Origin of the sequence: Proteus sp. CA142267, assembly GCF_003336825.1 — a bacterium.
GTDB lineage: Bacteria > Pseudomonadota > Gammaproteobacteria > Enterobacterales > Enterobacteriaceae > Proteus > Proteus terrae.
The window spans coordinates 1-13927 of sequence record NZ_QPMG01000013.1 but is presented as its reverse complement, the minus strand read 5'-3'; the positions used below and the strand labels follow the sequence as shown (position 1 = coordinate 13927).

General features: G+C 38.2%; 12 protein-coding genes. 10 read left to right on the top strand and 2 right to left on the bottom strand.

The genetic code is table 11. From position 1 onward, the window contains the following. Positions 1–50 precede the first annotated feature (50 nt). From aroB to trpS, 6 genes are all read left to right on the top strand, one after another. Positions 51–1145 (top strand): 3-dehydroquinate synthase, encoded by a 1095-nt coding sequence (gene aroB / locus C0T34_RS16680; protein WP_098941562.1) that lies wholly within the window; start codon positions 51–53, stop codon positions 1143–1145. A 170-nt stretch (positions 1146–1315) separates the two neighbouring features. Beyond that, positions 1316–2245, top strand: coding sequence for an SPOR domain-containing protein (locus C0T34_RS16675; RefSeq protein WP_098941561.1), 930 nt, complete (start codon positions 1316–1318; stop codon positions 2243–2245). Positions 2246–2327: 82 nt separating this feature from the next. After that, positions 2328–3143 carry an adenine-specific DNA-methyltransferase gene (gene dam, locus C0T34_RS16670; protein WP_075672599.1) on the top strand — a complete coding sequence of 272 codons (816 nt, stop codon included), beginning with the start codon at positions 2328–2330 and terminating at the stop codon, positions 3141–3143. A 44-nt stretch (positions 3144–3187) separates the two neighbouring features. Then, entirely contained in the window at positions 3188–3859 is a 672-nt protein-coding gene (gene rpe, locus C0T34_RS16665; protein WP_109850513.1) for a ribulose-phosphate 3-epimerase, read from the top strand. Further along, entirely contained in the window at positions 3859–4569 is a 711-nt protein-coding gene (locus C0T34_RS16660; protein ID WP_088494200.1) for a phosphoglycolate phosphatase, read from the top strand. Before rpe ends, C0T34_RS16660 begins: the two co-directional genes overlap by 1 nt. A 1-nt stretch (position 4570) precedes the next feature. Beyond that, on the top strand, positions 4571–5599 hold the full coding sequence (gene trpS / locus C0T34_RS16655; RefSeq protein WP_075672602.1) for a tryptophan--tRNA ligase: 1029 nt from the start codon (positions 4571–4573) through the stop codon (positions 5597–5599). 88 nt (positions 5600–5687) lie between these two features. On the opposite strand, the gene yiiM is transcribed toward trpS, so the two are convergent. Then, positions 5688–6362 carry a 6-hydroxyaminopurine reductase gene (yiiM, locus tag C0T34_RS16650; RefSeq protein WP_098941559.1) on the bottom strand — a complete coding sequence of 225 codons (675 nt, stop codon included), beginning with the start codon at positions 6360–6362 and terminating at the stop codon, positions 5688–5690. Between the two features lie 115 nt (positions 6363–6477). Further along, complete coding sequence (sodA, locus tag C0T34_RS16645) at positions 6478–7101, bottom strand: superoxide dismutase [Mn] (protein WP_109850512.1); 624 nt, start codon at positions 7099–7101, stop codon at positions 6478–6480. 372 nt (positions 7102–7473) lie between these two features. On the opposite strand from sodA, the gene acs reads away from it, so the two are divergent. The 4 genes from acs (at position 7474) to C0T34_RS16625 (ending at position 13563) form a co-directional block, all read left to right on the top strand. Continuing rightward, positions 7474–9432 (top strand): acetate--CoA ligase, encoded by a 1959-nt coding sequence (acs, locus tag C0T34_RS16640; RefSeq protein WP_098941558.1) that lies wholly within the window; start codon positions 7474–7476, stop codon positions 9430–9432. 159 nt (positions 9433–9591) lie between these two features. Next, complete coding sequence (locus tag C0T34_RS16635) at positions 9592–9903, top strand: DUF485 domain-containing protein (protein WP_098941557.1); 312 nt, start codon at positions 9592–9594, stop codon at positions 9901–9903. Beyond that, on the top strand, positions 9900–11555 hold the full coding sequence (locus C0T34_RS16630; RefSeq protein ID WP_098941556.1) for a cation acetate symporter: 1656 nt from the start codon (positions 9900–9902) through the stop codon (positions 11553–11555). Before C0T34_RS16635 ends, C0T34_RS16630 begins: the two co-directional genes overlap by 4 nt. A 433-nt stretch (positions 11556–11988) precedes the next feature. Then, a complete protein-coding gene (locus tag C0T34_RS16625; RefSeq protein WP_098941555.1) occupies positions 11989–13563 on the top strand; it encodes a phosphoethanolamine transferase in 1575 nt (524 codons plus the stop codon). Positions 13564–13927: the final 364 nt, after the last annotated feature.

The following is a 13927-nucleotide window of genomic DNA, read 5'->3' as shown; positions in this document are numbered from 1 at the left end:
TTCAGCTATTTATAAGGTTAAGTAAAGACAATAAGAAGAAGGCCACTGTTATGGAAAAAATCACTGTCACATTAGGTGAAAGAAGCTATCCCATTACCATTGCTTCTGGCCTTTTTTATCAAGAAGACACCTTTTTACCTTTAAAATCAGGGCAGCAAGTTATGATAGTCACAAACGTGACGCTTGCTCCACTCTATTTAGAAAAGGTAACAGACACCTTAAAAAAACAGGGTGTTTTGGTTGATAGTGTGATTTTACCTGACGGTGAACAATATAAATCGCTTGAGATCATGAATGATGTCTTTACTGCATTATTAGAAAAAAATCACAATCGAGATACAACACTTATCGCATTAGGCGGTGGTGTTATTGGTGATCTAACAGGTTTTGCCGCAGCAAGCTATCAACGCGGTGTTCGCTTTATCCAAGTACCAACAACACTATTGTCACAAGTCGACTCTTCTGTTGGTGGAAAAACTGCAGTTAATCACCCTCTTGGCAAAAACATGATTGGTGCGTTTTATCAGCCCGCTTCTGTTGTTATCGATCTCGATTGTCTTGCCACATTACCGCCTCGTGAACTTTCATCGGGTTTAGCTGAAGTTATTAAATATGGCATCATTTTAGATAAAGACTTTTTTATCTGGCTTGAAAATAATATTGATAAACTCTTGGCTCTTGATCCTAAAGCCATGGCATTTTGTATCCGTCGTTGCTGCGAACTAAAAGCTGACGTCGTTGCTGCTGATGAAAAAGAAACAAGTGGTTTGCGCGCACTACTCAACCTTGGCCATACTTATGGACACGCCATTGAAGCTCATATGGGATATGGTGTTTGGTTGCATGGTGAAGCCGTTGCCGCAGGTATGGTAATGGCGGCAAGAACATCTCAAGCGCTTGGTCAATTCACTGAAGAAGAGACTCAGCGTGTTATTCAGTTGCTTGAGAAAGCCAATCTCCCCGTCAATGGCCCTATTGAAATGACACCTGATGACTATTTACCTCATATGATGAGAGATAAAAAAGTATCAGGTGGCAAATTACACCTTGTTTTACCAAAAGGTATCGGTCAATCCGAATTGCGTGCCGATATTACTCGCGAACAAGTCCACAAAGCGATAACATCTTGCATTAATGCAAATTAAGCTCCCCATTACCTGACAAGAAATAAACCAGAATATTCATTTAAGGAAAATTCTGGTTAATATTGTCAAATGCAACGTTTCAGAAAAAGCGTTTCATCCTTATACTATGAGGTAATGGCTAAGGCTGAATAGAATATTTTTCGCTTTTTGACGCTCTGACGGAGGGCATAATGGACGAGTTCAAACCTGACAATGAAACCAAGGGTGATAATTCACTCAAACCTGATACATCGGATAGACCTGAACGTCGAACCAACCGACCTCGTAGCAATCCATTAAAAAACGCACGATTCTCTGTATCCCGTCAACAGATGATGATTGGTGTAGGTGTTTTAGTCCTTATTCTGCTAATTATCGCAATAAGTTCAGCATTAAAATCACCAGAAACAACTGAACCAACTTCTCCAACCAATACAGAAAGAAATATCGATCTGTCTCAGCAACCGTCATCCGTTACGCCTTCAGAAAATGGTCAACCATCAACACCTCAATCTATTTCTGGGCAAGATATACAGCCTGCAACACCACCTTCACAAAATTTACCTCCAATGATTGATTCGCAAGGTCAACGAGTTGAGATCCCTGGAGATATCGTTGATTCATTAAATCAACAACAAGCGGGTATTAATCAAGCGACTAGTCAGCAGTTAAATGCTCAACAACCCAAACCGGTACAGCCTGTTACACAGCCTCCTGTCACCAAACCTGTACAAAAACCGGCTGAAGTAAAAACACCGCCGACAAAACCAGTGACACCACCAGCAACAACGCAACCTAAACCTACAACGACTAAACCTGTTGTTTCAGGTTCATTATCAGCAGGTAATTTAAATACTATTCCTGCCACTAACTATACGTTGCAATTAAGTGGTGCAAGTCGCCAAGATACCTTAGAGGCTTTCGCTAAAAAGAACCTCAATGGAAACTACGCTATTTACAAAACACAGCGTAACGGTAATCCATGGTATGTACTCATCTATGGAAATTATCGTAATATAAGCGAAGCCAAACAGGCCGTTTCTTCTTTACCAGCGCCAGTACAAGCAAAACAACCTTGGGTTAGACCGATGAAACATGTTCATCAGGATCTAAAAAAATAATTAAGACGAAGTTCACCGCTGATATGCTGTCTGAAACAGAGTACAATCGGCGACTCTGAAACGATTGAGAAATTTGGACGGCATGAAAAAAAAACGCGCATTCCTAAAATGGGCTGGTGGTAAATATCCTTTGGTAGATGACATTAAACGTCATCTGCCTGAGGGTAATTGTTTAATTGAACCTTTTATGGGTGCCGGTTCTGTTTTTTTGAATACAGAATACGATTCATATATTCTTGCCGATATAAATAGTGATCTAATTCATCTCTATAATACGGTAAAGCAACATCCTGAAAAATTTATGAAGGATGCCCGCTTATTATTTACCCCTCAAATGAATATCGCAGAAGAGTTTTATCAGCTACGACAAGAATTTAATCGTTCAACGGACGCTTATCAGCGTAGTGTGTTATTTCTCTATCTTAACCGTCATTGTTACAATGGGCTGTGTCGTTATAATTCAAAAGGCGAATACAACGTCCCTTTTGGCCGTTATAAAAAACCTTATTTTCCTGAAGCAGAGCTAATCTGGTTTTCTGAAAAAGCACAAAAAGCCGAATTTGTTTGCCAAAGCTATTCATCAACTATGACAAATGCAGAAAAAGGCGCCGTCGTTTATTGTGATCCTCCTTATGCACCATTATCACCGACTGCAAATTTTACGTCATACCATACAAATAGCTTTAGTTTTCAAGAGCAGGAACATCTGGCTCAACTTGCCTCAATGCTGGCTTACGAGAGACAGATACCCGTGTTAATATCAAATCATGAGACTGCGTTAACAAAAGAGTGGTATGTAGACGCAAAAGAGCTACACAGTGTGAAAGTCAGAAGAACAATCAGTAGCAACACACTCGGTCGTAGCAAAGTGAACGAATTACTTGCCTTATATAAATAATCGTTAACACCTCCCGACAATGGGAGTGTTGTCTGGAGAATGCGATGAAAGATTTTCTGATTGCCCCTTCTATTTTATCTGCTGATTTTGCTCGCCTTGGTGAAGATACTGAAAAAGTGCTCGCAGCAGGTGCAGATGTTGTCCACTTCGATGTTATGGATAATCACTATGTTCCTAATCTGACATTTGGTGCGCCAATTTGTAAGGCTCTGCGTAACTACGGTATTACAGCACCTATTGATGTTCATCTAATGGTTAAACCCGTTGACCGTATCATCCCCGATTTTGCAAAAGCGGGTGCAACTTATATCTCATTTCACGCTGAAGCCAGTGACCACGTCGATCGTACTATTCAATTAATCAAAGATTGTGGTTGTAAAGCAGGCTTAGTGCTTAATCCAGCAACCCCATTAAACTATCTCGACTATGTTATGGATAAATTGGATCTTATTCTGCTGATGTCTGTTAACCCAGGCTTTGGTGGGCAATCATTTATTCCTAATACCCTCGATAAATTACGCCAAGTTCGTAAGATGATTGATGATGGTGGTTATGACATTCGTTTAGAAATTGATGGCGGTGTCAAAGTCGATAATATTGCTGAAATAGCGGAAGCTGGCGCTGATATGTTTGTTGCAGGCTCTGCTATTTTCAATCAGCCAGACTATAAGCATGTTATCGACAATATGCGCCGTGAATTAGAAAAGGTATCGTAATGACAGATAAAAAACTCAAAGGTATCCGTGCTATCGCCTTTGATCTTGATGGCACTCTCACCGACAGCGCTGTTGGTCTTACAGAAGCAACAGACTATGCATTAAAAGCAAAAGGCTTCCCGCCTGCTGGTAAACATAATGTCACTATTTGGGTTGGGAACGGCGTGGATATGCTACTGACACGCGCTTTGCACAATGCGGGTGTTGAAGATGTGACTGATACCTTATTAAAAGAGATGCGTGATCTTTTTGATGAACATTATGCAACCTCAGTCAAAACAGGTAGTGATTTATTCCCTCACGTTAAAGAAACCCTTGAAGTATTAGCTTCACACAATATTCCTCTAGGTATCGTGACAAACAAACCAACACCATTTATTGCGCCATTACTACAACAACTGGAAATTGAAAAATATTTTTCCTTAGTGTTAGGTGGCGATGATGTGAAAGAAAAAAAACCACATCCAGCACCATTATATTTAACAATGGGCACGTTTGGTGTTAAAAAGGAAGAACTCCTTTTTGTTGGGGATTCTCGCAACGATATTATTGCAGCACAAGCGGCTGAATGCCCTTGCGTAGGTTTAACCTACGGCTATAACTACGGCGTATCTATTGCAGACAGCAAACCTGATTTTACTCTCGATAATTTTGCTGACTTGCTTTCTATCCTCGATATCACGCCAATGACAACTGTGGAACAGAATTAAAATGACGACTTCAGTAGAAAAAACGGCACAAAAGCCAATTGTATTCAGTGGTGCACAACCTTCTGGTGAATTAACTATCGGAAACTATATGGGTGCACTGCGTCAATGGGTACAAATGCAAGATGACTATGATTGCATTTACTGTATCGTTGACCAACACGCCATTACAGTACGCCAAGATCCTAAAGAACTAAGAAAAAGAACCTTAGATACACTGGCTCTGTACCTTGCTTGTGGTATTGATCCAGAAAAAAGCACTATTTTTGTTCAGTCACATGTTCCACAACATGCACAATTAAGCTGGGCACTTAACTGCTACACCTATTTTGGTGAATTGAGCCGAATGACTCAATTTAAAGATAAATCAGCACGTCACTCTGAAAACATCAACGCAGGGTTATTCGATTATCCTGTATTAATGGCAGCGGATATTCTGATTTATCAAACAAACCAAGTACCTGTTGGTATTGACCAGAAACAACACCTTGAATTAAGCCGTGATATTGCTCAGCGCTTTAACGCTATTTATGGCGATATCTTCACCGTGCCAGATCCTTTTATTCCAAAAGGCGGTGCTCGTGTAATGGCATTACAAGATCCGACTAAAAAAATGTCTAAGTCTGATGATAACCGCAATAACGTTATCGCATTGCTAGAAGATCCAAAAGCAGCGGCTAAAAAGATCAAACGTGCAATGACAGATTCAGAAGAGCCGCCTCGTGTTATTTACGATCTTGAAAACAAAGCAGGAGTCTCTAACTTACTCGATATTTTAGCGGGTGTTACAGGTAAAACTATTCCTGAATTAGAAGCTGAATTTGAAGGCCAAATGTACGGTCATCTAAAAGGTGCTGTCGCTGATGCAGTATCTGAAATGCTAACCAACATTCAAGAACGTTTTAACACTTTCCGTAATGATGAAGCACTGCTCAATAAAATCATGAAAGAAGGCGCTGATAAAGCCAAAGCTCGCGCTCAAGCAACCTTAGACAAGGTTTATGACGCAATCGGATTTATTGCACATCCATAATTTTTCGTTAATATATAAAAAACACCTCGCCTATTTTTTAGGGAGGTGTTTTTTTAGTAAAAAGATATGGAGCATAACAATTAACTATTTATTCCTTAAATAACCGCCGATTAAAACTCTCAATAGTTTGATTTTGTAGTCTTAACTGCATAGTTTTACTCCAACTTGCTGATAATCCAGCGGCACTTAATAGACGATGATAAAGCTCTTCATCGAATGGCATATGAAAAGCAATCGAAATCGCTTCTTTAACAGAGACATCGCTGTTTCTTGAAACCAAGACAAGAGGATGATGACTACCTGTTTCACCTATACTCACAACACGATATAACCAACCACAATAACCACTATCTTGCATAATTTGCGAAAAGTTACTGACTTCTGTCACAGTGTTAAGTTTGTAGCAAGGAGAGCGAGGTTGAGTAACTTGAATTAATGCTGTTCCCCACTGATAAATATCACCAATAAAAACATTCTCTTCTGTCATACCTGTTGTTGAGATATTTTCACCAAATGCAGGGGCATGAAAAAAATCTGTCAATTGTGGGAATTGCTCAGCCCAATAAAGATAATGCTCTTTAGGATAATGACAAAGTGCGCGATCAGGGCCACCGTGAAAGCTCTTTTCTGCTTGCTCATCACCTTCTAATCCCAGTGATGTTAATTTGATATGACCATCCACCAGCCTTTTGGTGATCGCACTGGTCAATCCATTAGATGTTGTTGTGACATTACCGATAAAAACACTAGGAAAATAACGCATAGCTCACTACCTAAACAGAAAAGAATAACTCATAGTAAAGATAGTGTTCAAAAGAAACAATGCCGACATTTGTCGGCATTGAAAATATAAAAGAGAAAGGAAGTTATTAACTCAATTATGCTTTGCTCTGAAAACGCTTTTGCGCTTCATCCCAGTTAACCACTGACCAGAACGCTTTAATATAATCAGGGCGACGATTTTGATATTTTAAGTAGTAAGCATGCTCCCACACATCTAACCCTACAATTGGGTAACCAGATGCGCCAGCTAACTCTTCACCCATTAATGGGCTATCTTGGTTTGCAGTAGAAACAACCGCAAGTTTGCCATCGTCTTTTAATACTAGCCAAGCCCAACCAGAACCGAAACGGCTAGCTGCAGCTTTTTCAAATAGCTCTTTAAAGGCATCAACACTACCAAAATCACGTTCAATCGCGTCTTTTAGTGAGCCTTGTAATTGAGTGCCTAGCTTCAGACCTTTCCAGAATAATGAATGATTAGAGTGACCACCTGCATTATTACGTAGAAAAGTACGTTGTTCCGCAGGCACTTTATGAAGATTTTTAACTAACTCATCAATTTCTAAGCCAGCAAGCTCAGGCAATTTTTCTAATGCTGTGTTGGTATTATTCACATAAGTTTGATGATGCTTAGTATGGTGAATTTCCATTGTACGCTCATCAAAGTGAGGCTCTAATGCATCATAAGCATAAGGCAGTGCAGGTAATGTATAGCTCATATTAATCTCCAGTGCTGTTTTATCTTGGATCACACCATGTGATTTATCTTTTCATTTCATTATAGTGAAAAAAACGTTAATGAAAATCATTATCATATCCATATTATTTTTGTGGTTTTTTTGTCCAGCACGGTTAAATTAATTTTCACAGTATATTATTTTAATTTAAAAGCTTTCTATTAAACGATGATCCTATTAAACAAGAAAATAGTAGATAAATAATGTACTGCTAGCTTTAGCACTAATTGAACATTCCATGAAAAGCATTTCCATTAATTCGTGATCTTCTGCGCAAAAAAGAAACAATCTCTATTTGCCCTCTTTTGTTAACGACTTTTTGACATAGTATTAACAATAGTGAGGAGAACTATTATGACAAAAATAAACCAACATCATATTCCTGCAAGCATTGCAGAACACGCCCTGATCAATAAAGAGCAATACCAAAAAGATTATGAATTATCCATCAAAAACCCTGAGGCCTTTTGGGCAGATAAAGGGAAAATCATTGACTGGTTAAAACCATATACCGTGGTAAAGAATACTTCTTTTGACCCAGGCCATGTACGCATTCGCTGGTTTGAAGATGGTCAGCTAAATATCAGTCAAAACTGTCTTGATCGCCACCTTAAAACACGAGGAGATCAAGTCGCCATTATTTGGGAAGGTGACTCACCTAATGAGTCGAAAAAAATCACTTACAGACAACTCCATCAAGATGTTTGCCAGTTCGCTAATGTATTAAAAAATTTAGGTATTAAAAAAGGCGATGTTGTGGCGATTTATATGCCAATGGTGCCAGAAGCTGCGGTTGCTATGCTCGCTTGTACTCGTATTGGAGCTATCCATTCTGTTATTTTTGGCGGTTTCTCTCCTGAAGCTGTCGCTGGTAGGATCATTGATTCAAAAGCTAAATTAGTGATCACAGCTGATGAAGGATTACGTGCGGGTCGAGCCATCCCTTTAAAGAAAAATGTTGATGATGCTTTAAATCACGCTGATATTCCTCCTATTAATCATGTAGTGGTATTTCGTCGAACAGGACATACCGAACAATGGATTGAAGGACGTGATGTTTGGTGGGATGAAATCATTCAAGGTGTCAGCGCAGAATGTGATGTTGAAGTTATGGATGCAGAAGATCCACTCTTCATTCTGTATACCTCCGGCTCAACAGGTAAACCTAAAGGTGTACTGCACACAACAGGAGGTTATCTCGTTTATGCTTCAATGACCTTTAAATACACCTTTGATTATCACGAAGGCGATATTTATTGGTGCACTGCTGACGTAGGTTGGGTAACAGGACACAGCTACTTACTGTATGGCCCTCTTTCAAATGGTGCTACTACTGTTATGTTTGAAGGTGTTCCTAATTATCCATCAGTTAACCGTATGGCTCAGATCGTTGATAAGCACCAAATCAATATCTTATATACTGCACCTACCGCAATCCGTGCATTAATGGCTGAAGGTGATAAGGCGATTGAAGGCACTCAACGCACCTCTCTGCGTATTCTAGGCTCTGTAGGTGAACCTATTAACCCAGAAGCATGGGAATGGTTCTATCAGAAGATGGGGCGTAGCCAATGTCCTATTGTTGATACATGGTGGCAAACAGAAACCGGTGGTTTCATGATAACCCCATTGCCTGGTGCTATGGATCTAAAGCCTGGTTCAGCAACACGTCCTTTCTTCGGTGTTCAGCCAGCAATTGTCGATAATATGGGAGAAGTACAGCAAGGGGCTTGTGAAGGCAACTTAGTGATTACTGATTCTTGGCCGGGTCAAGCAAGAACACTTTTTGGTGATCATGATCGTTTTGAACAAACTTACTTCTCAACCTTTAAAGGTATGTATTTCTCTGGTGACGGTGCTCGTCGCGATGAAGATGGTGACTATTGGATAACAGGGCGTGTTGATGATGTCTTGAATATTTCAGGTCACCGTTTAGGAACAGCAGAGATTGAATCTGCTCTTGTTGCACATCCTAAGATTGCAGAAGCTGCAGTAGTTGGTATTCCTCACAATATTAAAGGACAAGCTATTTATGCTTATGTCACTTTAAATCACGGTGAAGAGCCAACACCTGAACTTTACACTGAAGTTCGCAACTGGGTACGTAAAGAAATTGGACCAATAGCCACACCTGATATCCTACATTGGACAGATTCCTTACCTAAAACACGTTCAGGGAAAATTATGCGCCGTATCTTGCGTAAGATTGCCTCTGGCGACACAACTAACCTCGGGGATACCTCAACACTCGCCGATCCGGGTGTTGTAGAGAAACTGTTAGAAGAAAAACAGTCTCTATCACTTACTGCTTAATACACAAAAAATAGCTGTCATTTAAAAAAACGTAATATGACAAAGCAAAGGCATGAAAATGCCTTTGCTGGGCTCTCTTACCTAAAAATCATGAAATGCGGGGGATTGAAACCTCTAAATCAAGTGATAAACCAAACAATTATATAGAGGAGAACTCTGATGAATGCCAATATTTATCAAGAGATAGAAAATAACCCTCGCTTTAAAGAACTGGTTAAAAAACGTAGTCGTTTTTCATGGATACTTTCAATTATTACGCTCGTTATGTATGTCTCATTTATCTTACTTATTGCGTTCTATCCACAATGGTTAGGTACGCCACTGTATGAAGGAAGCTACATTACACGAGGTATTCCTATTGGTATAGGCTTAATCATCGCCTCATTTCTATTAACAGGCGTTTACGTTATTAAAGCCAATACAGAGTTCGATAAACTTACCGCTGAAATTATTGAAGAGGTAGAAAAATGAGAAAGTTACTCTATGCAATAAGCTTATTTTTCCTCTCCTCAACGGTTGCTTACGCTACCGCAATAACAGAAGAAGGTGAGAAACAACCTATGAATATTCAGGCAATTATAATGTTCCTAATATTCGTAGGATTAACACTCTATATCACTTATTGGGCTTCTAAACGTACCCGCTCTCGTGCTGATTACTATACTGCTGGCGGGAAAATTACTGGTTTTCAAAACGGTATGGCGATCGCAGGTGACTTTATGTCTGCCGCCTCCTTCTTAGGGATCTCCGCTCTAGTTTATACCTCTGGTTATGATGGACTTATCTATTCAATTGGATTTCTGATTGGTTGGCCTATCATTCTTTTTATCATTGCTGAGCGCTTACGTAATTTAGGGCGTTATACCTTTGCTGATGTTGTCTCCTATCGCTTAAGCCCTAAACCCGTTAGAACACTCTCAGCTGTTGGATCACTGGTTGTTGTTGCACTTTATCTAATTGCACAAATGGTAGGTGCCGGAAAATTAATCGAACTCCTTTTCGGCTTAAATTACCATATTGCTGTTGTGCTCGTCGGTATTCTAATGGTCCTATATGTTTTATTTGGAGGCATGCTAGCCACCACATGGGTTCAAATCATTAAAGCTATCTTATTACTTGCAGGTGCAAGTTTTATGGCTGTTATGGTTATGAAAGCCGTCGATTTTAATTTCAACACCTTATTTAAAGAAGCCGTTAGTGTTCACTCAAAAGGGTTCTCTATCATGAGCCCAGGTGGTTTGGTTTCTGATCCTATATCTGCTCTCTCTTTAGGTCTTGCACTTATGTTTGGTACGGCGGGACTTCCTCATATCATCATGCGCTTCTTTACTGTTAGCGATGCAAAAGAAGCCCGTAAGAGTGTTTTCTATGCAACAGGTTTTATCGGTTATTTCTATATCCTTACTTTTATTATTGGTTTCGGCGCTATCTTACTCGTTAGCCCTAATCCTGTGTTCAAAGATGCCGCTGGCGCTTTGATTGGTGGAACCAATATGGCGGCTGTTCACTTAGCAGATGCTGTTGGAGGTAATTTCTTCTTAGGCTTTATCTCAGCAGTTGCCTTCGCCACTATTTTAGCCGTTGTTGCAGGGCTAACTTTGGCGGGTGCATCTGCGGTATCACATGATCTCTACGCCAATGTAATTAAAAATGGTCATGCGGATGAAAGACAAGAGCTTAAAGTATCCAAAATTACTGTAGTTATCTTAGGTGTCGTCGCTATTGGTTTAGGTATTTTATTTGAAAAGCAAAATATTGCCTTTATGGTGGGATTAGCTTTCTCTATTGCGGCAAGCTGTAACTTCCCAATCATATTGTTATCTATGTATTGGAAAGGACTTACAACGCGAGGTGCTGTCGCGGGAGGATGGTCTGGTCTATTAGTTGCGGTCACGTTGATGATTTTGGGACCAACAATTTGGGTAAGTATTTTAGGCCATGAAAAACCTATCTATCCTTATGAATATCCAGCATTATTCTCAATAATTATAGCTTTTGTTGTCTCGTGGCTTTTCTCTATTACAGATAAATCATCTTTAGGTGAGCAAGAGAAAGCAAAATTCCAAGCACAATTTATTCGTTCTCAAATTGGCTTAGGCATTGAACAAGGTAAACAACACTAACAGCCTCAAATAATGTTATCTTTCTAAATAAAAGTAACCCCAAAGTGATTTTCAACTTTGGGGTTATTCATTTTCAACATTTTTATCAATTATCATAAGAATCTCGATTATATTTCTATCATTTACTTATTTAGAATAATTTTAAGCTTCAAATACATATCTATACGATTATTTAAATAACTTATTATTAGTTATTCAATTATTATAAATAGAAATATAAATTAATTTAAAATCAGTTAATTACAAATAAAAACAAACATAATTTATTTGCTATATCGCATATTAATAAACTCAAAAAGCCCAAAACAGTGAGGAATAACCATAATAATAGCAATTTCAGACACACTTCAGCCAAACAAGGCTTGTATTGTCAAAAAGTAAATGGTTAACTTTTTATTCTACATAAGAAGAGGTGGTAGTTTTTAAATAGATTATGTCTCGGTTAACACATTACGCACTTTTATTTTTCTTATCTATGGCACCTGCAATATTGGGTGGTTCAACGCTGTATATAGAACAAAAAATCTATATTGTTCTTATTGGTTGGCTACTTATGCTGATGTGTAGTGGTATTTATCGTTCTGTTTTTGGAAAAATAATAACCTTTATTATTAGTGCATTATGGGCTTTAAACCTTTCTATTTCTTTGTTTTTTTATCGTGAACACGATATTGCTTTTTCATCATCTATTGCTGAAACTTTTATTAATACTAACGGCAGTGAAACTGTTGGTATGCTCTCTTATAATAAGTACTATGTCTTATTTTATCTATGTGCTTTTGCCATTTACTATTTTCTCATCCATAAAACGGCTCGAGTCTCTGATCTAAAAACAGCAAAAAAAAGTGTGATTGCATTTGTTATATTAATAGCCATTATTCCAATATATAAAAACTTAGCATTAAGAAACGATGACAACAGTAAATTACTTGCAGAATATACTCTTTTAAATACCCCTTTTTATAATGCTGCAGCACTTGTCCGAACTTTCCATGAAAATCGCCAAATTAAAAAAATTGTGACTCAGAAAGTAGAGTATCAATATAATAAAAGTAATGATAATACAGAAGTTTATATTCTTATTCTTGGGGAATCGGTTCGCAGAGATCATCTAGGAATTTATGGCTATCAGTACGATACAACGCCTAATTTGATGAAAGAAAAGAGTAATCTTATCCTATTCAATCAAGTTTATTCTCCAGCACCAGTAACTATTCTTTCTGTACCCATTTCACTCTCAAATATAGGATTAGAACAGTTACAAAATAAAAATCATTATGCTGATAATATTGTTTCTCTCGCTAATCACGCAGGATTTAAAACATATTGGCTAAGTAACCAAGGTGAAGGTAATCAAAAAACCAGTGTTATTTCTGTCATTGCTAATATGGCTCAAAATAAAAAGTGGAATGAGTTTATCGGTTATGATGAAGAGCTACTTCCTTATTTAGATCAGGCTCTCAATGAGCCTTCTACACAGAAAAAACTAATTATCTTACATACATATGGTAGCCATGAACCAGCCTGTAATCGATTTCCAAATCAATATTTAAAGAAATTCACGCAAGAAGATAATGATAACTGCTATGACAGCTCTATCGCTTATACAGATAAATTAATTAATGACATTATTGGGAGAGTCAAAGACAAGCCAGCTTCTATTCTCTACTTTGCAGATCACGCTTTACAGCGTCTCGATAAAAATAGAGAGGTTCGTTATCATCATGGCGTAAATACACCACGAAAAGAAGCTTATGATATACCGCTATTTATTTGGTATAGCCCATCATCTATTAAACCTATTATTAATGATGATGCAGTGAATAAACCTTATTCAACGGTAAATAACTATTGGCTGTTAAGTAGTTGGCTTGGAATAGAACATAATTCCCCCAAAAAGTGCCATTCACCATTAAATAAATGCTATCAGCCTACTAAATCACCAATAACGGTTATTGATGGGAATAAAAACCTCTTAAACTATGATTTGTTAAGTTCAGAAGAGTAGGAACCACAATAATATCCTCGTGAAAAATATCCAAATACGAAATACACTTAATAATGAAAAGTGTATTTATATCCTCATTATCTATTTCTAATAAGATCTGTCTGAGATAACAAGAGTTGAAAAGAGCAAAGTGCTAGGTATCAAATTAAGTGATGTTAGAAGAGGATAATCGTACCAATGGAATGCTATAAATAGAGTTTAACTGCGTTAAGAGTGGCTATTTTATTGAGGAATATACCAACAATAATAATTTTTTATTCAGAGTAGCTAAACCTCCAAACGCAAAAAAGCCAACCCATTGGGTTGGCTTTCTCGTCTTATTTAATGCCTGGCAGTTCCCTACTCTCACATGGGGAGGCCCCAC

Coding starts and splice junctions, on each gene's coding strand:
- aroB (WP_098941562.1), top strand. CDS start 51: ATGGAAAAAATCACTGTCACATTAGGTGAAAGAAGCTATCCCATTACC.
- C0T34_RS16675 (WP_098941561.1), top strand. CDS start 1,316: ATGGACGAGTTCAAACCTGACAATGAAACCAAGGGTGATAATTCACTC.
- dam (WP_075672599.1), top strand. CDS start 2,328: ATGAAAAAAAAACGCGCATTCCTAAAATGGGCTGGTGGTAAATATCCT.
- rpe (WP_109850513.1), top strand. CDS start 3,188: ATGAAAGATTTTCTGATTGCCCCTTCTATTTTATCTGCTGATTTTGCT.
- C0T34_RS16660 (WP_088494200.1), top strand. CDS start 3,859: ATGACAGATAAAAAACTCAAAGGTATCCGTGCTATCGCCTTTGATCTT.
- trpS (WP_075672602.1), top strand. CDS start 4,571: ATGACGACTTCAGTAGAAAAAACGGCACAAAAGCCAATTGTATTCAGT.
- yiiM (WP_098941559.1), bottom strand. CDS start 6,362: ATGCGTTATTTTCCTAGTGTTTTTATCGGTAATGTCACAACAACATCT.
- sodA (WP_109850512.1), bottom strand. CDS start 7,101: ATGAGCTATACATTACCTGCACTGCCTTATGCTTATGATGCATTAGAG.
- acs (WP_098941558.1), top strand. CDS start 7,474: ATGACAAAAATAAACCAACATCATATTCCTGCAAGCATTGCAGAACAC.
- C0T34_RS16635 (WP_098941557.1), top strand. CDS start 9,592: ATGAATGCCAATATTTATCAAGAGATAGAAAATAACCCTCGCTTTAAA.
- C0T34_RS16630 (WP_098941556.1), top strand. CDS start 9,900: ATGAGAAAGTTACTCTATGCAATAAGCTTATTTTTCCTCTCCTCAACG.
- C0T34_RS16625 (WP_098941555.1), top strand. CDS start 11,989: ATGTCTCGGTTAACACATTACGCACTTTTATTTTTCTTATCTATGGCA.